At 54.5% G+C, this 25,006-nt stretch carries 21 protein-coding genes; 7 read left to right on the top strand and 14 right to left on the bottom strand.

The window, feature by feature from the left end:
• Positions 1-335: 335 nt before the first annotated feature.
• From NB063_RS02560 to NB063_RS02545, 4 genes are all read left to right on the top strand, one after another.
• Positions 336-899 carry a sigma-70 family RNA polymerase sigma factor gene (locus NB063_RS02560; RefSeq protein WP_250927164.1) on the top strand — a complete coding sequence of 188 codons (564 nt, stop codon included), beginning with the start codon at positions 336-338 and terminating at the stop codon, positions 897-899.
• Positions 896-2,563, top strand: a complete 1,668-nt coding sequence (locus NB063_RS02555; protein ID WP_250927163.1) for a LamG-like jellyroll fold domain-containing protein — start codon at positions 896-898, stop codon at positions 2,561-2,563. The genes NB063_RS02560 and NB063_RS02555 overlap by 4 nt, the downstream gene beginning before the upstream one ends.
• A 49-nt stretch (positions 2,564-2,612) precedes the next feature.
• Positions 2,613-7,670 (top strand): BNR-4 repeat-containing protein, encoded by a 5,058-nt coding sequence (locus tag NB063_RS02550; protein WP_250927162.1) that lies wholly within the window; start codon positions 2,613-2,615, stop codon positions 7,668-7,670.
• A 505-nt stretch (positions 7,671-8,175) separates the two neighbouring features.
• Entirely contained in the window at positions 8,176-9,564 is a 1,389-nt protein-coding gene (locus NB063_RS02545; protein WP_250927161.1) for a sulfatase-like hydrolase/transferase, read from the top strand.
• Positions 9,565-9,794: 230 nt separating this feature from the next.
• On the opposite strand, the gene NB063_RS02540 is transcribed toward NB063_RS02545, so the two are convergent.
• The 14 genes from NB063_RS02540 to hmpA all read right to left on the bottom strand — a co-directional run bounded on the left by NB063_RS02540 (position 9,795) and on the right by hmpA (position 22,409).
• Positions 9,795-10,199 carry an ACT domain-containing protein gene (locus NB063_RS02540; RefSeq protein ID WP_250927160.1) on the bottom strand — a complete coding sequence of 135 codons (405 nt, stop codon included), beginning with the start codon at positions 10,197-10,199 and terminating at the stop codon, positions 9,795-9,797.
• A gap of 262 nt (positions 10,200-10,461) precedes the next feature.
• Entirely contained in the window at positions 10,462-10,863 is a 402-nt protein-coding gene (locus NB063_RS02535) for an ABC transporter permease (protein WP_250927159.1), read from the bottom strand.
• A 673-nt stretch (positions 10,864-11,536) separates the two neighbouring features.
• Positions 11,537-11,800 (bottom strand): hypothetical protein, encoded by a 264-nt coding sequence (locus NB063_RS02530; RefSeq protein ID WP_250927158.1) that lies wholly within the window; start codon positions 11,798-11,800, stop codon positions 11,537-11,539.
• A gap of 246 nt (positions 11,801-12,046) precedes the next feature.
• Positions 12,047-12,655 (bottom strand): hypothetical protein, encoded by a 609-nt coding sequence (locus NB063_RS02525; RefSeq protein ID WP_250927157.1) that lies wholly within the window; start codon positions 12,653-12,655, stop codon positions 12,047-12,049.
• A gap of 70 nt (positions 12,656-12,725) precedes the next feature.
• Positions 12,726-13,178, bottom strand: a complete 453-nt coding sequence (locus tag NB063_RS02520) for a DsrE family protein (RefSeq protein WP_250927156.1) — start codon at positions 13,176-13,178, stop codon at positions 12,726-12,728.
• 315 nt (positions 13,179-13,493) lie between these two features.
• Positions 13,494-13,931 (bottom strand): YbaN family protein, encoded by a 438-nt coding sequence (locus tag NB063_RS02515; protein ID WP_250927155.1) that lies wholly within the window; start codon positions 13,929-13,931, stop codon positions 13,494-13,496.
• Positions 13,932-14,514: 583 nt separating this feature from the next.
• Complete coding sequence (locus NB063_RS02510) at positions 14,515-15,240, bottom strand: DUF542 domain-containing protein (protein ID WP_250927154.1); 726 nt, start codon at positions 15,238-15,240, stop codon at positions 14,515-14,517.
• A gap of 2 nt (positions 15,241-15,242) precedes the next feature.
• Positions 15,243-15,578, bottom strand: coding sequence for a cupin domain-containing protein (locus NB063_RS02505; protein WP_250927153.1), 336 nt, complete (start codon positions 15,576-15,578; stop codon positions 15,243-15,245).
• A 46-nt stretch (positions 15,579-15,624) separates the two neighbouring features.
• Positions 15,625-17,145, bottom strand: a complete 1,521-nt coding sequence (locus NB063_RS02500; RefSeq protein WP_250927152.1) for a PQQ-binding-like beta-propeller repeat protein — start codon at positions 17,143-17,145, stop codon at positions 15,625-15,627.
• Positions 17,138-17,473 (bottom strand): cupin domain-containing protein, encoded by a 336-nt coding sequence (locus tag NB063_RS02495; protein ID WP_250927151.1) that lies wholly within the window; start codon positions 17,471-17,473, stop codon positions 17,138-17,140. The genes NB063_RS02500 and NB063_RS02495 overlap by 8 nt, the downstream gene beginning before the upstream one ends.
• Entirely contained in the window at positions 17,470-17,763 is a 294-nt protein-coding gene (locus tag NB063_RS02490; RefSeq protein ID WP_250927150.1) for a GYD domain-containing protein, read from the bottom strand. The genes NB063_RS02495 and NB063_RS02490 overlap by 4 nt, the downstream gene beginning before the upstream one ends.
• 92 nt (positions 17,764-17,855) lie before the next feature.
• On the bottom strand, positions 17,856-18,569 hold the full coding sequence (gene ric, locus NB063_RS02485) for an iron-sulfur cluster repair di-iron protein (RefSeq protein ID WP_250927149.1): 714 nt from the start codon (positions 18,567-18,569) through the stop codon (positions 17,856-17,858).
• Between the two features lie 81 nt (positions 18,570-18,650).
• Positions 18,651-21,083 (bottom strand): nitric-oxide reductase large subunit, encoded by a 2,433-nt coding sequence (locus NB063_RS02480; RefSeq protein ID WP_250927148.1) that lies wholly within the window; start codon positions 21,081-21,083, stop codon positions 18,651-18,653.
• 90 nt (positions 21,084-21,173) lie between these two features.
• Positions 21,174-22,409 (bottom strand): NO-inducible flavohemoprotein, encoded by a 1,236-nt coding sequence (hmpA, locus tag NB063_RS02475; protein WP_250927147.1) that lies wholly within the window; start codon positions 22,407-22,409, stop codon positions 21,174-21,176.
• 159 nt (positions 22,410-22,568) lie between these two features.
• Here hmpA and NB063_RS02470 point away from each other — a divergent pair, with 159 nt between their 5' ends.
• From NB063_RS02470 to NB063_RS02460, 3 genes are all read left to right on the top strand, one after another.
• Complete coding sequence (locus tag NB063_RS02470) at positions 22,569-23,000, top strand: Rrf2 family transcriptional regulator (protein ID WP_250927146.1); 432 nt, start codon at positions 22,569-22,571, stop codon at positions 22,998-23,000.
• A gap of 66 nt (positions 23,001-23,066) precedes the next feature.
• The gene (locus NB063_RS02465; protein WP_250927145.1) at positions 23,067-23,759 is read left to right on the top strand and encodes an MOSC domain-containing protein; all 693 of its coding nucleotides are present in this window, start codon (positions 23,067-23,069) and stop codon (positions 23,757-23,759) included.
• Between the two features lie 60 nt (positions 23,760-23,819).
• The gene (locus NB063_RS02460; protein ID WP_250927144.1) at positions 23,820-24,860 is read left to right on the top strand and encodes a hypothetical protein; all 1,041 of its coding nucleotides are present in this window, start codon (positions 23,820-23,822) and stop codon (positions 24,858-24,860) included.
• The last annotated feature ends 146 nt before the right edge of the window (positions 24,861-25,006 follow it).

Raw genomic sequence — 25,006 nt, 5'->3', positions numbered from 1 at the left:
CTCATCTGCGCATCTAACACGTGGAGCCGATGGCGGTAATTGGTTCAGCGGATCTGGGCTCAAAAATTTGACATCCGCTCATTTGGGCGGCCCACACCGGCCTTCTTTTCAAGGGACATTCGTGCGGTGTTTGGGCTTGAAGATGGCGAGTCTCTAAACGGCCACTTTCTCGTGGTAGCCGCACCGGTGTTGAAAACAGAAGTGGCATTGATGTCGAGAACGCTGCCGAGAGTCGTGATCAGAATTCTTGCGAGATTCTACGGCAGATTCCGCTTTGACCGGGACTTCTATGACACACGGATCACTCTTCTACTTCTACTAACCGAGGACGCTCAATGCTGGACGCCCGTGGTGACCATCCTGGCGACGAATGCGACTCAGACGCTCAGACTGAGCGGTATGTTGCGATGATGAACCGGCATCAGGTTCAGTTAGTGACCTACGTCGAGTCGCTGGGGCTGGAATATCAGACGGCATTGGATCTGGTGCAAGAAACCAATCTGATTTTGTGGCGGAAGCGGCATCATTTCCGAGTAGAGTCCAGCTTCTGGGCTTGGGCCTGCAAAATCGCCTACCACCAAGTGCTCCATCACCGGCGTTCGCAGTCGCGTGACAAGCTGGTTTTCAGCGAGGAAGTGCTCAAGCGGTTGGCCGATGTCTCGCAAACGCGTCTCGAGTTTTTCGGCGACCACCAACGCCAATTGCGGCTCTGCCTACAAGAACTCTCCCCCCGGCAACAATCCGTCATCCAGTGGCGGTATCAGCAAGACACCGCGGTCGGATCGATTGCCGATCGGTTGAGCACGACGCCGAATGCGGTCAGCAAGTTGCTTCAGCGTGCCCGTCTGGCGTTGATCGCCTGCGTCCAGCGCAGAATTGCCGTGGAGGCAGGACAGTGAGTCGCGTCCCAGATCATTCCGAACGCCTGTATGCATTGTTTGCTGCACAGATCGATGGCGAACTCACGCCCGCCCAACGCGACGAGCTGAACGCCTTGCTGCTTGAGTCCACTGCAGCCCAGGAGCTGTACGTTGACCTTGTCGCGCAGCACTCCGAATTGTCACGCATTCATCGTGGACTCGGTCCGTGGGGCGACTTCGACATTCCCAAGCTGGACCTGAGCGAACTGGCGGTCAGCCACGGGGAAGGATTCAAAGCGGCTGTCATGCGGTGGTCCCGGCATCCCGCATTCGTCTCGGCTTCTGCCGCAGTGATCTTAATCTGTTGTGGGCTCGCAGTCTGGCTCGCTACTGACAACTGGGATCCGCATCGTTCGGATATCGCCGCAACTAACAGTGAAATTGCTCGGCTGGTTTGGAGCGACGAAGCCGTCTGGGATGGCGACGCTCCCAACGGCGGAGGCATGTCTGCGGGCCAACAGCTGATGCTTTGCTCCGGCTTGGCCGAGTTGAAATACAAAACGGGCGTCATCGTCATCCTGGAAGGGCCTGCGAACTTTACGGTTGGAGGATTGATTCAGGTCGGAGCAACGGAAGATGACGATTCGGATACTCGTCCTTCATTGCTAATCTCTAGCCCCTCCAACTCGGGCTACCTCGCGTTTGGCAAACTACTTGCATGGGTCGAAGGCCCGCAAGCCAAAGGGTTCACGATCCAATTGCCTAACGCAGCCGTCGAAGACTTAGGCACCGAGTTCGCCTTGCAGGTGCACGGTGACGGCGCGTCGGATGTCATCGTTTTGACCGGTTCTGTGGATCTTTCATGCGCCCCGGATCAAGATACGCCGAGGCAAAGAATTCGAATGACGACTGGTCAAGCGGCATTCGTTGAAGCAGGCGGCGAGACATTAACGCGTCGTAGAGTCGTCGATTACCGATTCATTAACGCGATGCGACGCCGGTTGGAAGCATCGCGGAACGATCCGGCCGCTCTACAAAACGATGCCACGATCATCGCACATTGGAAGCTAGACGGGGACGCCAACGATTCGACCGGTTCGCACCCTGGAAAACTTGGTGGCGATACAGACTTCGTCGCGGGTCGAGTGGGCCAAGCCGCCAAATTCGACGGCGATGGTGACTTCATAGCCACCGGCACAGACCCCTTACCAAAGTCCAATTTCACGATCGCTGCGTGGATCCTCCCTGACTCAACCACCGAGCGGATGTACATCGCGGGTACGCAGCGTTCCGGTGACAAAGGGGCGTTCCTGATGGTCGGCCATAATGGTTTTCTTGCCGCTGTGTTTCCGGGAATTGATCGGAATAGGGACGCCGCTTCCATCATCAAGACGGTAGCACCGAAAAACTGGACTCATGTCGCGATGACCGTAAGTAGTACGGACGGATTAAAACTCTACGCCAACGGAAGCCTTGTCGCCATGGACGGCGCGATGACATCGCAACAATCCGTGAGCAATTTCACGATTGGTAGACGCCCCGACAAACCACCCACAGACGACCGCTATCAATTCTGGAAAGGATTGATTGACGATGTTGCCGTGTGGAAAGGGGTGCTCACCAACACGCAACTGCGAAACGTCGTCAACCTGGGCGCCGAGAATTTTAATCGCGGCGTCGCGTCGGCGCTACCTAAGCGTTAATTGCATACAAGTATTCGAAAAAAGCATATCGAGGACAATTGAGGTATTGATGAACGGTCTCCCAAATGAACAGGTGATGGCTGGAAGTCGGTCAATTCTTGGAGGATTGCGCAGTAAATTCGGCGGTCGTAATCGATCCAAATCCAGTCGTGCGAGACTGAAATCTCGACGCAGGAAGACGCTGCGTTTGGAGGCACTGGAAAGCCGCCGATTGCTGGCCGCATCGCTGAATTTGACCGCAGACATGGTGCTTGACTCACAGGCATTGGTATTTCCTGACAGCGCGCGGTTTTCACGAGATGCCAATGGATCCCCGTACAGGACCGAACCTCTTTTGACCCATGACGGCTACCAGTTTGCGACGTGGTATAACCGTGGTACGGGTGATGGAGTGGGTGCTGATATTGGGATCAATATCGCGCGGCGCGATCTATCGGGCAATACGTGGGAGGTCATGGATACCGGTCTGGATATGGTTAATGCCAAAGCCATTTGGGACTCCCACAACGTCATTTCACTTGGGATTGCGAGCGATGGGCGACTGCACCTGGCTTATGATATGCATAAAGATGATTTGCGTTACGCAACAACACCTACCGGCAGAGCGACGGGATCGAACTGGCACGTTTTTAACGCTGAGCGTGATTCATTGAATAGTAACTCAGCAAGTTTGACAGACGTCACCTATCCACGTTTCATCAATAACGGCGACAACATGTTGATGACGTTTCGTAAGGGCGGAAGCGGTAACGGAGATATCGAACTGGTCCGCTACGATTCATCAGCCGCTTTGCCCCATCGGTGGGTTGATGAAAACGGCAATACCTCAGGGGATTTGACTCAAACGATTATCTCGGGAGCAGGAACCTACACCAACCCGATCGATAACTCCGTGAGTACCACTCGCAATGCTTATCTCAACGGCGTGGACGTGGATCCCAACGGTCGAATTCACATGACGTGGACGTGGCGTGAAGACTCCCAAGGAAGCAACCACGACATTAACTACGCTTATAGTGACGACAACGGAAGTACTTGGAAGAATAACGATGGCCAAAATTTGGGGGCGACCATCTCAATCAATTCTCCCGGAATCATTGTCGAGTCGCTCGATCTGCGCCAGGCATTGATCAATCAACAAGGCCAAGCGGTCGATGGGGAAGGCGGTGTCCACGCCCTGATGTATCACCGTCGCCAAGAACCGGGATTCGAATGGGAGCCAGGTGACGGACTGTTCTTCAAAGGAGATTCCGCCTACTTTCACCATTACCGCGATCCGAGTACTGGCGAATGGGTGGAGAGCATGTTGCCAACCGATCGGCGTGTCGGCTCACGCGCCAGCATTGGATTTGACAGTAATAACAATCTCTATGCTGCCTATCTCTCGCCGTCATCTGGTAACAATATTTTGATCATTGCTGGCGCTGAAAAGCTGGCGACTGGTGGCTACAGCGAGTGGGACATTCTGTTGGAAGACCATCGTGACTTCCTTGGTACACCACTCCTTGATCAAGAGAGATTGCTGAACGACAACGTTCTTTCCATCTTCCTTCAGGAAAACACAGACTCGCCCACCCTAACAGGAACCAATCTGCATGTACTGGAATACAGCATCGTGCAGGCTCCTGAAGTGACAGGCGTCTGGTTGGTCAACGCCGACACGGACGAGAATATCGTCGAACTGACCGATGGTGCGGTGATCAACCTCACCGCAAGCGAAGCCATGAATTTGAACATCCACGCGACGACGAATCCTGCAGTGGGAAGCATCGGCTTCGCTCTTTCGGGAGCGACAACGGTTGACAAGACCGAAAGCGTGGCACCGTTTGCCTTGTTCGGTGATGTCGCAGGGGACTTCAACGCGGGAACACTTCAGCACGGCCAACACACTGTGGTTGTAACACCCTACAGCGGAGCCGGATTAACTGGCACGGCAGGCACACCGCTGACCATCCACTTTGAAATCGGAGGCCAAGTTCCGTTTACGCAGCGAACGGTGCAGGATGGCACGCGCATCGAGGCCGAAGCGTTTGACCGTGGCGGCAGTGGTGTCGCTTACTTCGACACGACGGCAGGTAATGAAGGCAACGAGTTCCGTACCGACGTGGATGTGGACATCTACGCCACCACCGACGACGGGGCTGAGTATTCGGTCGGCAAACCCAACCCTGATGACTGGCTGGAGTACACCGCCGATATCGTCGCCGGAACTTATGACATCGATGTCCGTTTAGCCGCCAGCGGCAACGACACGACTCGAACGGTTCGCATGTTGATTGCCGATGATGCCGCCAGCACGACCTTTACGGAATTAGGAACCGTCAGTGTTCCGCTCACCGGTAGCCAGTCGACTTGGCAAACGGTCACTCTCGAAGATGTCGACCTGAGCAATTGGGACGGTTCCGAGCGTGTGATTCGACTTGAAATGGGGGGATTCAATTTCCAAGTCAACTGGTTTGAGTTCAACTCGCCGCAACCGGACCCAACGTTGAATCTTACTATCGACGAATCTTCAATTTCCGAAAACGGCGGCACGACGACCGCCACGGTCAGTCGCAACACGGACACGACCTCCGAGCTCGTCGTGACGCTCAGCAGCAACGACACCAGCGAAGCAACGGTTCCAGCAACCGTTACAATTCCAGCGGGCCAATTAACGTCCGCGCCGTTTGCAATCACCGGTGTCGATGACACGGTCGTCGACGGAATACAATCCGTGACGCTGATCGCCAGTGCCGCGGCGCACAGCGATGGCGTCGCCTCCGTCGACGTGACCGATAACGACGAGGCCGAACTGACCGTACTGATTCTGCACGCGTCGATCAGCGAAAACGGCGGCACGACGACCGCGATCGTTAGCCGTAACACTGACACGACAGACGCGTTAGCCGTCACTTTGACCAGCAGTAACACCGGCGAGGCAAAGGTTCCCGCGACAATCACCATCCTAGCAGGTCAGGCAACTTCGGTACCGTTCACGATCACCGGTGTGAATGATGAGATTGTTGACGGTACGCAATCCGTTACCATCAATGCCGCTGCGATCGGACACGCTGTTGGAAACGACACCGTTGACATCAGCGATGACGACTTGGCGACGCTCACAATCTCGATCGGTGCCAATTCGATTCTCGAAAACGGCGGCACCACCAACGCCACGGTCAGTCGCAACACAGACACCACGTCAGCGCTCGTGGTGACGCTCAGCACCAGCGACAGCGACGAAGCAACGGTCCCCACCACGATCACGATTGCTGCCGGCCAATCAACCTCCGATCCGTTCTCGATTACCGGAGTGGACGACTTCGATCTGGACGGCGCTCAAACTGTCACTGTCACCGCCTCCGCGGAATCGCATGCCGACGCCACGGGAAATATCTTCGTAATAGATAACGAAACGCCAAACCAACGACCCGTCGTTGCTAATCCAATCACGGACCAATTTGTTCTGGAGGACTCAGCCTATTCGTTCACGATTCCAGAAAATGCGTTCAGCGATCCAGACGATGATGCGTTGACCTATGCAGCGACCTTGGTTAGGGGCGGTGCACTGCCGAATTGGTTATCGTTTGACGCGAGCAGCCGAACTTTCAGTGGCACGCCTCTCAATGCCAATGTGGGCGAGATTAACGTCAGGATTTCCGCGAGCGACCCCGATCGCGAATCGGCCACCCAAGACTTTGTGCTGACAATTCAAAACACCAATGACTCACCAATCCTGCTGAGCCCCATTGTCGACCAAACGGCCACCGAAGACACCGAGTTCCAATTTGTGTTCGCTGCCGACACGTTCAGCGATGCCGACGGCGACGTACTCACCTACATCGCGACACTCGCCGACGGTTCGTCACTCCCGAATTGGTTGACGTTCACGCCTGCGACCCGCACGTTTCGCGGAACGCCAGCCAACGAAGATGTGGGGGCCATCAACATCAACCTCACCGCGTCCGACCCGAGCAATACCTCCGCCTCCGACGAATTTGCGATTGACGTCATCAACACAAATGATGCTCCTGTTACCCAGGCCGATTTGATCGCCGTCAACATCGAAGGCAACAGCCCGATCAATCCTCTCGGTAACGACTTCGACATCGATGGGGAAGTCATCCCCTCGACAATGGAGATCACGACACCACCCCAGTTTGGGCAGCTTCTTACGATCGATGGTGTGTTGACATACGTTCCGTTTGAATCATTTATGGGCAATGACTCCTTCGTTTACACGGTGATGGATGATCAGAATGCGTTGAGCAATCAATCTACCGTGGAATTGGTCGCACGTCCCTTCAGTGAAACGATTGTTGCTGGCACGTCGATTAATCGAAGCGTCACGGTGGACATCGCATCGCAATTCGTCTCTCAAACGCCGCTGGATCTTACTTCAATCATAATTCTTGACGGACCGGTACAAGGGTCGGAACCGGTTGCATCCTATGGTCCACATCATGGTTCGGCGGAGGTGGTCGATGGCAGAATCCGCTACACACCCGCTCCCGGAACTATCGGCATCGACTCCCTTTACTTTACGGTCCAAGATCAAAATGGCATTAAGAGCCTGCCCACAAGGATCACGCTCAACACGGTACGCAGCCGCCTTGAGAACCCACGCAATCGGCATGACGTCAACGCCAGCGGCATCGTCACGTCCCTCGACGCCTTAAACATCATTAATTATTTAAATGCTGCAGGTGGGGACATTAGTTCGATTGTAGTCGACCAAGACAATGACTTTGGAGTCGGAACTAACAATGGAATCGACGAACAGTACTATTATGATGTAAGCGGTGACGGGCGAGTAAGCGCTTTGGACGCCCTGATGGTCATCAATCAATTAGTGTTCGTGCCAAGTCGGCAAGAATCGGCTCAAGGCGAACCAGTTCGTCCTCACACCGCTGAGGCACGGAACGCACCGCGAGTGCGGTCGCTTGATACGGAAACGTCCGGCGTCAAACGGGATCGAGCGAAGATCGTCGGAAAAGAGAGTGAATCAACTCCGTCGACGCAAGCATCCTCAATCTCAGACGTTTCCATCGCTAATAAAAGCGAGAAGGGTGAAAATGAATCGTTACTGACTGCGCTGGATGTCGCCATTGGGGAGATGTTCTAGTGCATCGTCAGCATTAAGACTTGGGAGAAGATCGAACGGATCGCGGGCCGTTGTTATAATCAGCCAACGGCGCGAGCCGCGGTTCTAACGGCATCTTCTTTGTTAGCGGTGCCGCGCAAGCCGCATAGTTGTAGTGAGTAAGATCTTCGAGAATAACCGGGCGGCTTGCGCCGCTCCGCTATAAAAATCACCCGGTTAGTGCGAAAGTCAATCGTATTGGACGGAGCACTCAAGTTTGATCCCTCCAAGTTCCGGTTAGGCAAACGCCAGTCAAAGCACACGCCTCGATCTCAATCTTCCTCACTGAGTATCGTTCGGATCGGCGCATGTGGTCAGTGCCCTCGTCGGTCATAACGATGGTGACATCCCTGCGCAGGCTGCGGAACAGATACAATGAGAGTCCGGCACGCGCTAGCGAATATGAGTAGCTGCTTTCGCCATTCCGTGGGCCGCAACTTCAGTAGAACAAAAGCACAATCACTAGCTTTCCATCTAGGCCAAATACATGCACCGATTCGTTTCAGGCTTCCTAGCTCTGCTTGGCATCGTCACGTCTCAAACCTCCGTTCATGCACAGCCCCTACCCAACGTCGTCGTTATCTACTTCGACGATACCGGCTGGACCGATTTCGGCTGCTTCGGTGGCGACGTCGATACACCGAATGTCGACAAGCTGGCCAGCGAAGGGATGCGATTTACCGAGTACTACGCTCCGGCTCCGAATTGCTCTCCATCACGGACCGGGTTGCTGACCGGGCGATTCCCTTTTCGCGTCGGCATGTACAGTTATCTGGCTCCCGATTCGGTGATGCATTTACCAAATTCCGAAGTCACAATCGCTGAGGTGTTGAAAACGCAAGGCTATGCGACAGGAGTTTTTGGAAAATGGCACTTGAGCTCGCTAAACAGCCAGCAACCGGGCCCCGCGGACCAAGGTTTTGATTACTGGTTTGCATGTGACAACAACTTGGTCAAACGGAATCCGAGAAGCCTGATTCGTAACGGCACACCGGTACCGAAGACCGATGGCTGGGCAGCGCAAGTGGTTGCCGATGAAGCGAACGGATGGATGAGGACTCAGGATCGACCGTTCTTTGCGTACGTTGCATTCAGCGAAACACACTCACCTCATGATGCGCCGACAAACCTCAAGGAAAAGTACGCAGAAAGAGGAAATGATAATAATCGCGCGACATACAAAGCGATAACGGAGTACACCGATTCCGCCGTGGGGAGCATTCTCAAAACGCTCGACGACCTTGGCGTGAGTGACAACACGATCGTCTTCCTAGCATCGGATAACGGCCCCACCTCCGACAAGTCCTGTGTCGGGCTGCGAGGCCGAAAGAGTTTTACGTGGGAAGGTGGCGTACGAGTGCCAGCGATCATGCGTTGGCCAGGAAAGATCACGCCCGGCTCGGAACATCACGGCCCCGTGGGCGGAATCGACCTGCTGCCAACGCTCTGTGATATTGTGGGAGCGGAGTTGCCACCAAAGAAGATCGACGGCGTGAGCCTCCGACCGTTGCTGGAAGGCAAATCGTTCACACGCACGGCCCCCATTCTCACATTCTTCTATCGCACCAGTCCTGCCGCTTCGATGCGACTTGGTGACTACGTACTGATCGGTCACTCTGACGACGAGTCGCGTGAGAAAACACATGCCGCTGGCGCAGAGGACATGCCCAAGATCAAAAGTGCCAAACTAGTTTCATTCGAACTATACAACGTCAAAACTGATCTCGCGCAGCAACACGATCTAGCCGAATCACAGCCCGAACGGCTGGCAGGACTTCGCGGCGTGATGGTCCAACTCCACCGTGACGCAATCGACGAAGGCCCCGTCTGGCAATTGCGAGAGATCAAGCCCAGGAAGAATCGGAAAGAGAAATGATCTCCCATGCTGGTAACTCACCGTCATACCACATGGACAGCACAATCCCCAATCTGCTTAGCGCTGCGTGCGTTTGAACGCGAACACCTTACCGTATTCGTGTAGCCCGAAGACGCGAACAAGTTGAAAGTCACCCCAGCGTTCGCAATCGAGAGCAGTATCGCAAGACGGAACAACACGGCATCGATGATTGATCCCGAAAATTCGCGGACACTCTCTCGGGGAAGCTGTTACGACGTTCGGCGGGCTAGGTCTTCCAAAACTTTCATCGCTTCGTCGGCACTTCCCGTCGGTACAAAGAGGTGATCATGATAATAGGCCGAGACAACATTCACGCTGATTCGGCTCTGTGCCAGTCTGGCCGTCACGGCAGCAAGAAAACCAACCGCCTCGAGACTGGAGTGAACCTTGAGGGTAATCATCCGGCAGACGTACGAGAAGTCGATTCCATTTGCCTCTGCTTCCGCCTTTGCGAGAATTAGAGTTACCCCCTCGAGTTCAAAAAATTGCCCAATGGGGGAAACGTGAAGACCAGAGGCAGTCGCCGGTTCCATCGTACAAAAAACGAACTCGACGCCTTGGAGCACAGGCTGCATGTTTTTCAGCAACATTTGGAGGTTGGTCTCGCCTGTCATGAGTCTTCTTCTTCCAAATCGTTAAAGCTGGTTGCGACGGTGAAAGATCATATCACGCCGTCAGGCTCGCCTGTTGTCCAACGCTCGTAATAGCAATGCCAATTTTCGCAGCGAACAATTGGAACGAGTTCGGCTCCCAAAATGTTTAAGCAGGCAGGAACAATTGGACAAAATTTCATGAACTATTTCGGCGTTAGTCTGGATTGCAAAATCATTGCCAAGACGTGCAGGCACAAGACCACACAACTATCGCTATCAATCCTTAGACGCAATAGCGACGGCGTGCGAAAGCCACGGACGCAACTCCAGGTTCGACTTGCCAAACATCATTGATAGCGGGCCTTCGGCAAATGCTTGACTGCGAAAAACTGACGAAATGCTGGTATGGAAAGAACATCGTGATCGGATTGAACCATTCAGGTTGGCATTCGATTGGCGTCATGGCTCCGGAGAGTCCTTGCATGGGTAGGACGGTGATGAGAACCAGCAAAGCGATCTGGACAATCGAACCGGAAAGGGCTCCTACGAAGATCCCCATCGCGGTGGCGAAGAACGGATAGAGCCAGATTCCTCCGAGCAGCAAAGCCCCTGACCAAGCCACCGAAACCAACAACCGTCGACAGACGCAGCAATGGCCAAGATCATGAGCAATCGTTAGACGCATTGGGTCATCGTTTGAATATGCGCGGTGTTTTGATCGAATTTTCCAAAACTACTTCATCGCAATCACGATGCCAGTTTGAGTGTCGAGACAATTCCGCATTCGTTCCGTGTAAGCGACGTTGCTAGACCCAACGACAAACAATGGAAACAGTTGCTTGGGACCACAGCAATTGCACAAACAGGCGCAGTCCACGCTTCAACCGTGCGGATGCGATGCTGAGCCGGACAGCCCCATTTTCTGGCAGACGTACAGGAGTTTTCGACGTCCACGTAGCAGAGTCTCTCGAGACGTCGATTTCATTACTGCGGCATTTCAAAAGTAGCGGAACGGCGCGAGCCGTCCGGTGACTCGGGACCGGACGGCTTGCGCCGTTCCGCTAAAAAAAGCACCAAAACAATCAACGTCCCGAGAGACCGAACTACGTGAAAAGTGGGGTTGTCCTGCTAGGGCTTTTTCAGCATTAAAAATGGTGGTGAGACCGGGTGGTTCGCGCCGCTCCGCTATAAAAACCACCCGGTTAGCGAGAAAAAAGATGGTATTGAATGCGAGCGATCCGATTCGAGTACCCCAAAATTTCAGGTGAGATAACTTACTAGCTCGACAACGCCACTTGCCGCATGACGCCCCGTTTTCCGGTTCACTTTGCTTCCTGGCTCGCCGCGTTAATCCATAGTCACATCACTTCACGAATCCGCTTCAAGCCATCACGGATTTCGTAGGCGACCAATTTTAGTGAATCCAAGACATCGTCTGCTGAGGTTTGGACCGCGTCCTTGAGTGGCTCGTACTGGTGATCGAGTTCATCGACCTTGTCGCCAAGCCTGTTCAGCTCCTCGCGAATTTCCATTGACGCTAGGTGTGCTTGCAGCTTGAGTTCGTCTCGTTCGTGTTTGAGCCCACGAATCAATTCCGCCACAAGCTTATTTTGTCCGGTCATCTCATCTTTCCCTACAGGTTTGAGTAATTTAGCAACGGGGTGATTCATTAGTGTCGTGGATAGCTCGAGACATTGATATTGTTACTGAAGCATTACAGATGTAAACGTAGGATGGACGTCCATCGTACGGCCCCGGCGACTTGCACCGTTCCGCCAAAAATGGCTAAAAAAACAACGTCCCCAGCAATTCCACGTTGGATCGGCGGAGCGATCCACGACAATCGGCAAACCAAATTCCTGCGACCGTCAGTCGTAGTTCTGCTGAGTTTTCTCCAAATCCTGGAACTGTTTCCGCAGCCCCTGCAAGTTTTCAGCGTACCCTTCCGCGTCACCAAACTCGCAGAACAAGCACGTGCGGATGTGACAACCTTTGGCGCGTCGGGCGTGTTTGATGGGGCACCAGTACTGCTCGGTCCTTGAAGCGACCTCGCGTGCCAAGGCCAACACGCCATTGCAATTGCCGCAATACACACAGTTGACCTTCTCGATCACGTTCAAATATGCCAACGATTGCCTATCGACGACGACGTATTCCTTGCGTGAAAGATGGGGAATCTGGTAAACCGGAAAGCAAATCCACTGATAAAGGCTAACAAGTAGGTCCAGCAGCGAAATCGGAATTAGCAGTGAATAGATAACCGGCGCAGTCGCGATCGTCAAAAACGAAGACTCACGAATGGTCCGCCAAACTCGCTTGGCCATTGCCCTGTGACGGCGACGCACATCTTCGCCAAAAACCGCACGCCCGTGGGCAATTTCATACGTCAGCTCCTTCTTCGTTTGCTGAACTTTTTCCGAGATGGCTCGTTCAAGTTCATGGACTTCTTCGAGGAGATGATCGAGTTGGTTGAGCATCGCATGGCCGTGTAAGCATTCTTAGTTTTAGTATTGCTTCGTTTCTTGATCGCGATAGCGACGGCATGTTCTAATAGTCCATGACTTTGTCGGCGTCGATGAGCAATTTCCCGAGCGATGGCATCGTCGCGATTTCAGCGTTGCGTTTAAGCCCTCCGTCGCCCATGCGAGCCGACTTGGCGCAATGGGGACAAACAACCACCTTACCGCCGCCTTCAGTGAAGTTCTGATAGTGTTCAGCAAGCGATGGTGAGTCTGGCCCCCACGTTAAGTCGAGCAACTGCCGACGTTCGGCCAAGCGGACACCCTCAAGGTCCAAAAAAATGGTTACTTTCGCACCGTGTTCCTGCATCAGATTCGCCATCTTCAACGCCATGAAACAACGATGAAGATCGTCCGTGAAATGCGAAAGGTGAACGACGACTTGTTGAGTCTTTGCGGCGGACTGGTGTTCATCCGCATGTACCGGATGTTGCGTAAGCGAGATCAGCAAGATGGCAAAAAGTATTGAATGCAATCTCATATTGGTTTCCTAGCTCGTGGCGGGGAGATTGTCGTGGAAATCAAGTTCTCACACGTCTGAGGCCGAAACCAAGACTTGCATTCGCTGTGCCAGTGGCGTGGGAGGCGACGGTTTTGGCAGACACGTTGCAACATTGCCACAAGATCATCGTCCAAACCCCAAAAAAGAAACGGTTAGTGCTCACCAACGAACCGTCAAACAAGCGGTCATATGCGGACAGTGTGCTCGATCGCACGCTCTGCCATTGCCGAACATCGTTCGCAAGCTTCCACGATTGTTCGGCAGCCTCCCACCGTACCGTCGGTCTTGGTGGGATCACTCTTGCTGCGAGTGTTCAATCCCGATCTCACCTTCAAACGCAGCGTGTTCGCCGCGGGCGACCGGTAAACGAGCGACCACAGAGATGCCGTAGATAGCGGCAGTTAGAATTAGCGATTTGAGCATCAGCGATAGGCTGCTAAAAACCAGCGTCGATCCGACCAGAATCGTGACCATCGCATAAGCCAAGCGTTTCACATTGGGGCGAACACCGCCTTGTTCCTGCCAATCCCGAAGTGGACCACCGACGAACGGCCAAACCATTGCCTTGGCGTGCAACCCAGGCGAGACGCGAAGCAAGAAGTAACACATCAGCAACAGGAACGGGGTTGTCGGAATGCCCGGCAAAACGACGCCCACCATCGCAAGCGTGAAAAAAAAGGCGGCTAGCCCCCAATAGAGAATGCGACGGACTCCGCGGACGGGCTCAACCATCGAAGAACGTCTTGCTGGTCGGTTTTTGCGTGATTCGTTGTCGCACACTGGTAATGTTCCATCCCGGTACGTGAACCAATCTGAAATCCTGCCGGTTAGACGGTCTCGACGGAAGATTCTGACGTTTGACATGAACAGTACAACGCCTTTTCGAATATAAAAACACCCCCGTGAATTAATACCAGCCGGACTTGCACGTGCTGGTACACACTGGGGCCTTGTAAGCATTGAAATTTGGGGGTGAGACCGGACGGCTCGAATAACCCAAGATTTCAGGTCAGAGAACGCGTTCGGCAAGGCTGGTTGACCTGTCCAGTAGACCTTCAGTCCACGAGCTGAATGATGAATCACCCTAACACGACTCCGCCATCCTAATGAGCCGAACAATTCATTCGCTAACCCGCGTTGTCTTGCCCAACATCTTGCGTCCAAAAAGACGCGTCCTTTCATAGTCGTTTCTGTCAGATTCAGGCTTTGCCATTCGTGAACATCTGTTCCGGTCGTAACAACAAAAGCGACTCCGTTCAGTCTATGCTCGCTTGTTCAACGAACCATTCGTCACCACCTCAGTTGAGACAGTTCGTTAACTATTGACCGCGGTTTTCACGCGAGGAAACAGGATCGACTCTTCTTTGTGGACATGATGGCGGACGTCGGCTTCGATCCAACGCAGCAGCCCATACATCTGCGAGAACTTTCCGCAAGCATCTTGGGGCGCCGAGAAATGCTTCGCGGCACTTCTTGCCTTCTTCAGGGCTTCACCAATATCAGCGTGTTTAAACGTGATCCGTTGGATCATCTTCTGGATCGAGTCGATGAGTGATTGACTGCGATCGAGATCATTTTCGAAGCGACGGATCGCCGGAAACAACGAACGCTCTTCTTCGACCATGACAGCTAATATTTCGTCACGCCACGTGATAAAGTGTTGCTGAACCTCTCGCAATTCTTCGTGGTCATCGCCATGCAGATTAACGACCTCGGCCATCAAATCGCTTAGCAACGGAAGCGAATCCTTCAATAACGCATGGTGTTTCTGTTCGATGTGATCACAAAGCTGACTCAATGAAGCATGCATCCAATCAGGTTGAGCATCTTTGCCCGCCTGGGCGACGGTATACTTCAATAGCGAGTGAACCCGCACCACTTCCAATCCATTTTCCCAGCACGCGTTCTCGAGCGTTTTTTGACCGTCACAGCAGTAATCGATCTGCAACATATCAAACACTTCCGCAGTCCGTGGGTACTGAGCAACCCAGAGTCCGACGGGAGATGCGGTTTGTAATGCGGGGGTGCGTAATTCAGACATAGCTAGCTCGCTTTGCTCAGGAGAATGGTCAACAACACGGATGCGTCTGTGACGGCTTCGACGGCGTGAGGTTCGGAAACTTCGAGATAAAGCATGTCTCCGGCGTTCATCTCGTGTTCAGCTCCCTTCGCTGTAAACTTGATGCACCCCTTCAAACATTGAACCGTGATCTCGCCGGGCGCTTTGTGTTCGGCGAGCTTTTTGCCGGCAGGCATCACCAAACGAATCGCCTCGATCGCGTCGGTTTTGAACAAGGTGTGCGTTTTGGTGATGCCAATTTTGGATCCGAGCGGTTGCAAATGAATGATTTCGAGAGGATTCGCGTGATGGATGGCCATTAGAGTTCCGAAAGGTTGCAATTAGTTCACAGTCATTTTCCGCCGTTTACTCACAGACACAAAAAAGGTGCTGTCCGGTGCGAACGAGCAAACGGTCATTTGCCACCGCGACACCGTAAACCATCGGATCGCCGTACGAAAACATTTGATGCAGTTGGCTTTCAGGCATCCCCGCGAACACTTTTTCAGGGCCTGTCTTTGGGGACGCTTGGTCCGCCGGTACTGCGTTGGCTTTGCGTTGTTTCTCGGCCGCCTCGCGGGCATCCATCATCGCACGGGTATCGTAAAGTTGGTTGCGAGCAACTTGGTCGTACTCGTTCCCAGGTCGCAGAATGATCGTGAATCCATTCTTTAACACAAAGTAAACGAGTTGCTCGCCATCGGTCCGTGTGATGCCAACTGCGGAGGCCCAACACGGATTTCCGATTCGCCGAGCAAATCGCTGCTCGCCGGTTGCTTGGTCGATGCAGTACAACACACCGATTTTGTTGACATAGTAAACGTAACCCGCAAATGCGAGCGGCGTTGAGTAATACGAGTTCGCACGCTGGGCACCCCAGCGAACTTCGTAGCCGGGATTGCCGCCGTCGCTGGTCAGCTTGATACAGCAATTTGATCCAGCGGTCGCCTCTTCATCCGTCGCACCGCCGTACATCGTCGTCGATCCAACAAAGACCTCGTCACCCACGACCGAAGCCGATGGGATATGGTTGCCTTGCAAACCATCATGCTGCCATAGCGAATCGCCGGTCGCCGCATCGTAAGCGTCGACCGTATCGGCGGAACTGGTGATGACGATGTCGCGCCCACCGAACTTGGCAACTACCGGCGAGGACCAGGACGGAACTCGCGTGCCGCGATCAGCCTTCCAGGCAATCTCGCCGTCATGTTTGTTGATCGCGATCAAGTACGACGGCCCGTGATGATCAACCAATACAAATAAGTGGTCATCGGTTTGAGCGAGTGAACTGGCAACACCACGTTCGTTGTCAACTTCGCCGTAGGTTTTGATGACCGGAGTCGTCCACCGCGTCAGACCGTCATGCGACATCGCCGTCACATCACCACTGGCAAAGAACGAGTACACTCCGTTTGCATCGACACAGCACGTCGGAGCGGCGCGGCTGTTGCGGAAGTAGTTCTCAACCTTCGTGGTCGCCTCGATGTGCGACGTCCATAGCTTCTTGCCTGTTTGCAGCTCAAAGGCATGCACTTGGCAATCCTGCTGGAACGGTCCTTCGCTGCTGGTCACGTAGACGTGAGTCTTCCATACAACGGGCGATGATTGCCCGTAGCCCGGGATATCAGATTGCCACGCAATTCCTTCCTCCGGCGACCACTGAGTCGGCAGATCCGCCGCGGTGATCCCGCTGCCATCGCCGCGAAAACCGGTCCAGTCTTCAGCGATTGTTGATGCCGCAATGCCGATCGCGAACGCAACGATGAGAATTAGGCGCAGAGCCGGGGAGACGCGGGGGTGCAGAGCAACGAGAGCTCTGCATTGTCGTTCAACTCCGTGTCTCCCCGCCTCGTGTACGTGGGCAGTACCTTTCCTCAACTTAACCATCAGCCTTGGCACCTTTGAGTAGCAGCAACAGCATTTTGGTGGGCTTATTGGCCGTGATGCTGTGCGACAAATTCGCGGCCATGTGAATGAAAGTACTTGCCGCAGCGTCAACGGTCTTATCACCCAAGGTTACGGTCGCGTCACCGTCGAGAAATTGCAGGACTGCCGGGACAGCCGCGGTATGCTCAGACAACTCTTGACCAGCATCGAACCCAAACAAAACGACTTTGAGGGAGCTGTCTTGATAGAGCGTCTTGCTGATCGTGCCACCATCTTGGATTTTGACTTCGGCAGCGAGATCGACGTAGGTCGTGGATTGATCGCTCATGAAATCACCTTCAGAATGTCAGCGAATTCTTGATTGTCGTAGCATCGCATCGTTTGCGTGCGAACATTCCCGTCTTTGGCCAGCTTGACCAGCAGCGCCGAACTTGTAGATTCGTCGGGCGTTTCAAACACGACGCAACCGTCGTACTTGCCGACGGTCCAAACTTGTGAGATGAGCTTGCCGCCGGCATCACTCACGGACTTTCCAAAATCAGATGCACGTTGCACCGATTTGTCGACATTGCGAGCACCTTGGTCAGTGAACTGGATGAGTGTGAGATAGCGAAACATGTTAATTTCCTTTGGGAATAAAGAGTGGTCTGAGCTTCCGGATTGTGTTTCAGGTAAACGCAGGCGACATGCTTACGCCCCAACTTTTGACACTACGTTGCTTGTTCGAATTGAATGGCTTTTGGAAACAGCACGTTGTTTTCTTTGTGGATGTGCTGGTGCATGTCGGCTTCGAGCTTGGCCAACGAATCGAGCATGGCTCGGTAAGTATTGCAGGCCCACTCGGGAGGCGTGTAACCGTCGGTGGATTCATTCAGCATCGCGAGTGCGTCGCCCGCTTGATCGTGCTCGTGCTCCATCTGGCGAATCGGATTGGCAACGCTGCCGCAATGGAATTCAGGACGCCCCGAAGAAGCCTCCAGCTGACGCACGATCGGAAACAGAATTCTTTCCTCTTTCATCATGTGCGGTTCGAGTTCGGCTTTGAGCGCCACGAACGCTTCTCGCATCTTGAACAATCGAGCGTCTTTGTCGCCGTGAACTCGTGACACTTTCTCGGTCATGAAATCGAGTCGCGGCAGCTCCTCACGCAGGTAAGCGTGGTGGGTCACTTCGATGTGGTCGGCAAGTTGCGTGAGCGTCATGGCATCGACGTCGACCAACTGTGTTTGCTCGGTCGCTTGGTCGGATTGCTCAATCTTTGCGAGCACTTCGTCGACGGCGATCCCACGTTTCTCGCAAGCCCGAGAGAGCGAGACCTTGCCACCGCAACAGTAATCAATCTTGAGCGATTCAAAGACGCGGGCACGGGCCGGTTTCTGACGAACGAAATCGCCAACGGTTTGTTCAGGATCAATGGTAAGCATGGTTCTTCTCTCTGAATGGAAGGAAATTGACATGAAGGTGGAAAATCGAGGCGACGAAAAGCTGAGTTGGTTTTCGTTTGTTTAAGCCAACACAGATTCACGTTTCTCCGTTTCTGTTTGCTCGTCGAACTTGTTCGCTCCGTCTTGCTCGGGCGGATCGAAGCCGTCTGTCTTTTTGGAGAACGAATGCCCAGTCCATAGCCCGAACACGAACCAAACTAATGCGACCGCTCCGAAGAAGAAAATCGTGTCGCCGGGCACCCGCATCCAACGCAGCGTTTGCATCAAATCGGTTTGCATGAATTCACTACTACGAGCGAACCAGTAACCTGTCTCGACCGATGCCTTGGTTTGCAACAACCCGACCGGCAATAGGCTCAGCACGCACATCGCCATCAAACCGACGTTCATCCCCCAGAATCCGAAGGCCAACATGCCGTCTTTCCACGGCCGTCCTGGGATCAGCACCCGCAGGCACATCAACATCAGTCCGATGCCAAGCATCCCGTACACGCCAAACAATGCAGCGTGGCCGTGCAACGGCGTCGTGTTCAGGCCTTGCATGTAATACAGCGCGATCGGCGGGTTGATCATGAACCCGAACAGTCCCGCACCGATCATGTTCCAGAACGCGACCGAAACGAAAAAGTAGATCGGCCATTTGTAGCGTTGCACCCACGGTGACGCCTTGCTGCGCCGCAGGTCCTCCATGGCGTCGAACCCGATCAGCGTTAGCGGTACGACTTCCAGTGCACTGAACACACTGCCCCAGGCGAGTGCGACGGTTGGCGTGCCGGAAAAATACAGGTGGTGTAGCGTGCCGATGATACCGCCGGACAGAAAGATCGTCGCCGACAGCAAGGCAGCCGCAGCAGCCAATCCCGGCCGTACCAATCCCAGCCGCATGAAAACGAACGCGATCACCGTGGTAGCGAAGACCTCGAAGAACCCTTCGACCCACAAGTGGACGACCCACCAACGCCAGTACTCGACCATGGTCAGGTGCGAATGTTGGCCCCACGTCAAACCGGCTCCATAGAACAACGCAATCGCACCGGTAGCGACGGCCAATAGAATCACGAGGTGACGCTGAGAATCGGCTTCAACCAAATTCACCTTCCCTCCGGAAGAATCGATCGTAGCGAGCGAAGGGCTGCCGCTCAGTGGCGTGCCCGCGCTCCCCGTTCGTTCCACGCGTTCCTCCCCGAGGGAGGATGACGTCATTCCTCGCAGAGCCGGCCACAACACTCGCAGCATCAAAACCAACCACAACAGCAATCCGACCATCAACCCGAGCTGCCAAACCCGGCCGAGTTCGACGTACTCGTATCCTTGGTGGCCGAGGTAGAACGACACCGTGTCGCTCATGAAGTGCTTGACACTAAGCCATTCGCCAGCCAGCGAACCGACAACGACTAGCAACAAGGCGCCGAACAACACGTTGACGCCGAGTCGTTGAAACTTCGGTTCGTGGTTGCTGACCAATGGTCCAATGAACAGCCCAGCGGCGAGCCATGCGGTCGCGATCCAGAACAATCCGATTTGGACGTGCCATGTTCGCGAAACGCTGTAAGGCAGATACTCGGCCAGCGGGAATCCATAGAATCCTTCGCCTTCGACTCCGTAGTGTGCCGTCACGATGCCAAGACTCATTTGGGCAAAGATCAATGCGGCGACAACCCAAAAGTATTTGACCGTTGCCTTTTGCGATGGCGTGGCTTGCCAGCGTGCGAGCGGATCGTGTGAGGCGATGCCTTCGGGCTTCTCTTCCTCTTCACGCCGCGAAGCATACCACCATGCCATCCCGGAGATTCCCGCTAGCAACATGATCACACTGACGCCGGTCCACACGATGTTGTCACCGGTCGGACGGTTGCCCACTAACGGCTCGTGCGGCCAGTTGTTCGTATAGCTGGCAATGTCATTCGGACGGGTCGTCGAGGCCGCCCATGAAGTCCAAAACACGAACGCAGAAAACTTGCGAACACGTTCCTTACTCGAAATCGTATTCGCCGGGATCGCGTAGTCGGCGTTGCCATCGATGAAAACCGTCTCGTAATGTTCAACGTTGGAATCGAACGCTTCGGCGCGGATCGGGTCGATCGTCACCACGCCAGTTGATTCGTCAAACGTATTGGTGTGCATCAACTTCGACAAACGGCCCACCAGTTGTCCTTGATATTCTTCCCCCAAATCCTCGTAAGGCTTGGAGAACTCCGCCGTCGCCCATTTGTCGAGAATGAATATCGCTTCACGGTGCAGCCAATCGGCGGTCCAGTCCGGTGCGACGTAGCTACCGTGACCCCAGATCGAACCGACCTGCATCCCGCCGAGCGACTGCCAAACATTCTGGCCCTCGCCGACTTCTCCGCTGTCGATCAGTGTCACACCATCAGACGTGACATACTTGTCGGGAATCGGCGGCATCTCTTGGTAGATGCGCGTTCCGATCCAACCAAGGACCATAAAGGAAAGGATCATCACAGCGGCAAAGCCGAGCCAAAGGCGTTTCATTATTGGGTCTCTCTCGTAGCCACGCTCGCCAAGAGCGTGGATGGAAGGGGAGTGTGGAGATGGATTGATTTAGGAAGTCTTTCCCACGCTCTAGGCAAGCGTGGCTACGGTTAACTCTTCTTTTGGCCCGAAGAACTCGTAGCGGACTCGGTGCTCGTCGACACCAAGTTCCTGCAAACAAGCATGGATGTTTTGCATGAACGGCTTGGGACCGCAGAAGTAGAAATCTGCGTCGGAAAACGGAGTCCATTCGCGGAGCAAGTCTGTCGTGACAAAGCCCGCGACGTCACATTTGCCGTCTTCGACATCGCCCGGTAACGGAGCGTCGTAAAGGACCTTGGTGTGGACGTTCGCTCCTAGTTCAGCCAGATTGCCAAGCTCATCCGCGAAGGCTTGCACCTTGCTGTTGCGAGCTGCCTGGATGAAGAAGATCGACGCGTTGGGATTGGCGTGAACGATGGATTTGGCCATTGACAACAGAGGCGTTACGCCGATACCGCCAGCGATAAGCACAACCGGTTTCCCAACTGTCGCCGGATCAATCGTGAACTCGCCACACGGTGGTCCAAGTTCGATGCGGTGGCCTTCTTCGATGCCGTCGTGCAAGTGAGTTGAAATCAAACCGTCCGGGGCGTCGGAAGCGAGAGCCTCTTCGCGTTTGACGCTGATCCGGTAGTGTGGTTGGCTGGGGCAATCAGACAGGCTGTAGTTGCGGGGAGACGTCGGCGTGTGCGGATGGTCAATGTGAACCGTGATGTACTGCCCGGGCTTGAACGGAGGCAGCGGGCCTTCGTCTTCAGGTTTCAAGTAGAACGAAGTCACGACGTCGCTCTCGGGAACCTTCTTTGCCACCACAAACGTTCGCGTGCCGTTCCAACCGCCCGGTGCCGACGCCTGCTCTTCGTAAATCGCGTCTTCCCGACCAATGAAGATGTCGGCTAGAAATCCGTACGCCTCCGAAACCGCTTCAACGATTTCCGGTGTCGCCGCGTCACCCATCACGTCGCCGATGGCGCCGAGCAGGTTGCTGCCGACGATCGGATAGTGCTCCGCTTTGATGCCCAGCGACACGTGCTTTTGAGCGATCAGTTCAACCGCTGGCATCAGCACGGCGGGGTTGTCGATGTGCGTGAAATAGGCACAGATCGCCCCGGCGAGTGCCTTCTGTTGACCGCCGGTGTGCTGGTGTGCTTGGTTGAAAAACACCTTCACTTCCGGATTGGCCTCGAACATGCGTTCGTAAAACCGGCGCGTGATGGTTTCTGCGTTGGCAGCCACCAGGGGCGTGATTTCCTTGACAATTCGAATCGTTTTCTCGCTCAGCATGGGCGGGGAACTCAGTTGAGGGGTCTTGATCGGGGAGGATTCCAACGCTGTGAAAAGCGTCGACTTTCTTATCTGCACCAAAAGGTACACATTGCATCCTACACGTCAAGGTGTATATTAGGGCAGTGCATAAAATTCCCGCCCAGACCGACACCAACCATGCTTTCCAAAACCACTGAATACGCTTTGCGAGCGGTCACTTGCTTGGCCGGACAGGCCGCCTGCGGCAAAACGCCCTCGCCCGCCGATGAAGTGGCCGGCATCACGCAGATTCCAAGACGCTATCTACACCGAGTGATGCAAAACTTGGCAGCGGCCGGCTTGGTGGAGTCACGCTGCGGCACGCATGGTGGATATCTTTTGGCTCGACCCGCCGAAGCAATCACCATCCTCAACGTCGTCGCCGCAGTCGAACCGATGGCGCGGATCTGCAATTGCCCGTTGAATCTGCAATCGCACACGGCACTGTGTCCGCTGCACGCGGAACTGGATCGTGCCTACGCCGCGACGGAAGAAGCGTTTGCAAAAGTGACGATCGCGGCATTGCTGTCTTCCGCCAACCCGATCGTTCCGATGTGTGAAACGCCTTGAGACAACTTGCATTGATATTGCTGCGGTTCAGCTCACTCGCATACCCGTTTTGGTAAACTTCAGACCATGGTTCGAGTTGCCTCCATCCAAGTCGGGAAGCCCAAAGAAATGGAGCCGGAAAACAGTCCCGGTAAACCGTGGCGGTCTGGTTTCGTAAAAGAGGCCGTGTCGGAACCGCTTTGGCTAGGCACCACTAACCTGGAAGGCGACGGTCAAGCCGATCTTGATTATCACGGCGGACCATCGAAGGCGGTTTGTGTCTATCCGCTTGCCCACTATCCGTATTGGCGGGAAACACTCGACATGCCTGACTTGACCGGCGGCGATTTTGGCGAAAATTTTACCGTCGCTGATCTAACGGAGGACGAAATTTGCATTGGTGACGATTGGACGATCGGTGAAGCAACCGTCCAGGTGTCTCAGCCACGCCAACCGTGCTGGAAGCTCGCGCGGCGCTGGAGCATCCAAGACCTCGCCCTCCAGGTTCAGCAAACCGGCCGCACGGGCTGGTACTTCCGCGTGTTGGTCGAGGGATATGTGCAACGCGGCATGCCACTGAAACTAATCAAGCGTCCCGAACCAAACTGGACGATCGCAAATGCCAACAGACTGTTGCACCACGATAAAGCGAACCGAACCGACGCAGCCCAACTTGCGGCCGTCGCATCGCTATCGCCCAGTTGGAGAGCAACATTGGCCAAGCGTGCCGAACTGAATATTCAGCCGAATGAACAACAGAGACTGAAGGGCAACGAATGAGAGCTGTCCCCCCAGATCAAAGACCTTTTCGCGCCGCTCGTGCTACCGAAGGAACGATGCTTGGCAATCACTGAAAAGAGCGACACCATCCATCTGTCGGGCCAATTTTCAAGGCAGGACCACTCGCAGGTCAGTCGACTGATCATTCCGCTTTCGAAGCGGATCGTTGTCCACGGCGCCGTCTTGCTGTTGGTCGCCCTCGTTCTTTCCGCGTTTCGCCCAATTCCGCCGCGTGGTCCGATCGCATTCGTGGCCTTCGTCGCTCTTTATTTTCTGATATGGTGGCGACTACAACGCCGCCGGTTTAGCAGCCAGCAAGCGAACCGCGAGCATACTCACATCGAGATAAATAACGGTGGCGTGCTCGTACGCGCGGTGGACCAAGAGACTCGCTTCGCTGCCAGCGTTTTCAAAACCGTGACACGCGACGACCGGTTCATCGTCCTACGCGGCCGAGAACCTGGCGGACTGCCGATCGTGGTCTTGCCAAAATCATGGTGTCCCACGGCATCCGACTGGTCGTCCGTCGAACGCATCGTCGCAACGTGGTTTCCGCTGGCAACCAGTTCGTTCACCACGGAAAGCGCACGTCGCGTTCGTCGCGAACATCTTCCGGCAGAGATCGCATTGAAGCGAAGCGTGCTCTTGTTGCTCGCCTTGTCGTTGATCATTACCCTCGTCGCTTTTGTCGTTCCGTTTCAAGCGGCCAATGCCAACGTGCCCTGGTTGGTAATATTCTTTCGCGTGCAATCGGGGATCGTGACGGCGGTTTGTTTCTTGGTGGCGTGGGGCGTGCGCCGAGGCGCGGCCTGGTCACGAGTCCCGCTGCAAGTTTTGGCCTATCTGTGCTTCCCACTGTTTCCGATCGGAACGGCGCTGGGGGCGAGGATTCTGTATCTGCTCATGCCCGGCTCCGAACCCCGCTTGCTAACAACCGAGTACGAGCAGATCGTGCGTGTCGCGGGACCAATGAAGCTCCAGGACGAAAGTCACATTCGCTCAGTGCGGTGGATTGCGTTCATGCTCGCTTGCGTCGTCCTGATCATCGGACTGGTTTATCTGATCTCACTCATCCCCGAGGACATCAGACACAATCTGTGACGGTGAATGTCGCGAAGAAGTTTGCGTGAGACATTGAGTGACAAATGAAGATTCGACCGAGCGTTCACGTTGCTTGATCACGCGCAATCAAAGAGACCCATCGCAGCTGCGAAGCAGTTGCATATACCAGCCGGCCAGCGCCACGT

The organism is Aporhodopirellula aestuarii, from assembly GCF_023701485.1.
GTDB lineage: Bacteria > Planctomycetota > Planctomycetia > Pirellulales > Pirellulaceae > Rhodopirellula > Rhodopirellula aestuarii.
Note: the sequence above shows the minus strand (reverse complement) of the source record. Positions and strands in the feature narration are given on the sequence as shown.

Bases quoted from the DNA above. Each gene is read 5' to 3' on its own strand.
- NB063_RS02560 (WP_250927164.1), top strand. From the start codon at position 336: ATGCTGGACGCCCGTGGTGACCATCCTGGCGACGAATGCGACTCAGAC.
- NB063_RS02550 (WP_250927162.1), top strand. From the start codon at position 2,613: ATGAACGGTCTCCCAAATGAACAGGTGATGGCTGGAAGTCGGTCAATT.
- NB063_RS02545 (WP_250927161.1), top strand. From the start codon at position 8,176: ATGCACCGATTCGTTTCAGGCTTCCTAGCTCTGCTTGGCATCGTCACG.
- NB063_RS02540 (WP_250927160.1), bottom strand. From the start codon at position 10,199: ATGACAGGCGAGACCAACCTCCAAATGTTGCTGAAAAACATGCAGCCT.
- NB063_RS02535 (WP_250927159.1), bottom strand. From the start codon at position 10,863: ATGCGTCTAACGATTGCTCATGATCTTGGCCATTGCTGCGTCTGTCGA.
- NB063_RS02530 (WP_250927158.1), bottom strand. From the start codon at position 11,800: ATGACCGGACAAAATAAGCTTGTGGCGGAATTGATTCGTGGGCTCAAA.
- NB063_RS02525 (WP_250927157.1), bottom strand. From the start codon at position 12,655: ATGCTCAACCAACTCGATCATCTCCTCGAAGAAGTCCATGAACTTGAA.
- NB063_RS02520 (WP_250927156.1), bottom strand. From the start codon at position 13,178: ATGAGATTGCATTCAATACTTTTTGCCATCTTGCTGATCTCGCTTACG.
- NB063_RS02515 (WP_250927155.1), bottom strand. From the start codon at position 13,931: ATGGTTGAGCCCGTCCGCGGAGTCCGTCGCATTCTCTATTGGGGGCTA.
- NB063_RS02510 (WP_250927154.1), bottom strand. From the start codon at position 15,240: ATGTCTGAATTACGCACCCCCGCATTACAAACCGCATCTCCCGTCGGA.
- NB063_RS02505 (WP_250927153.1), bottom strand. From the start codon at position 15,578: ATGGCCATCCATCACGCGAATCCTCTCGAAATCATTCATTTGCAACCG.
- NB063_RS02500 (WP_250927152.1), bottom strand. From the start codon at position 17,145: ATGGTTAAGTTGAGGAAAGGTACTGCCCACGTACACGAGGCGGGGAGA.
- NB063_RS02495 (WP_250927151.1), bottom strand. From the start codon at position 17,473: ATGAGCGATCAATCCACGACCTACGTCGATCTCGCTGCCGAAGTCAAA.
- NB063_RS02490 (WP_250927150.1), bottom strand. From the start codon at position 17,763: ATGTTTCGCTATCTCACACTCATCCAGTTCACTGACCAAGGTGCTCGC.
- ric (WP_250927149.1), bottom strand. From the start codon at position 18,569: ATGCTTACCATTGATCCTGAACAAACCGTTGGCGATTTCGTTCGTCAG.
- NB063_RS02480 (WP_250927148.1), bottom strand. From the start codon at position 21,083: ATGAAACGCCTTTGGCTCGGCTTTGCCGCTGTGATGATCCTTTCCTTT.
- hmpA (WP_250927147.1), bottom strand. From the start codon at position 22,409: ATGCTGAGCGAGAAAACGATTCGAATTGTCAAGGAAATCACGCCCCTG.
- NB063_RS02470 (WP_250927146.1), top strand. From the start codon at position 22,569: ATGCTTTCCAAAACCACTGAATACGCTTTGCGAGCGGTCACTTGCTTG.
- NB063_RS02465 (WP_250927145.1), top strand. From the start codon at position 23,067: ATGGTTCGAGTTGCCTCCATCCAAGTCGGGAAGCCCAAAGAAATGGAG.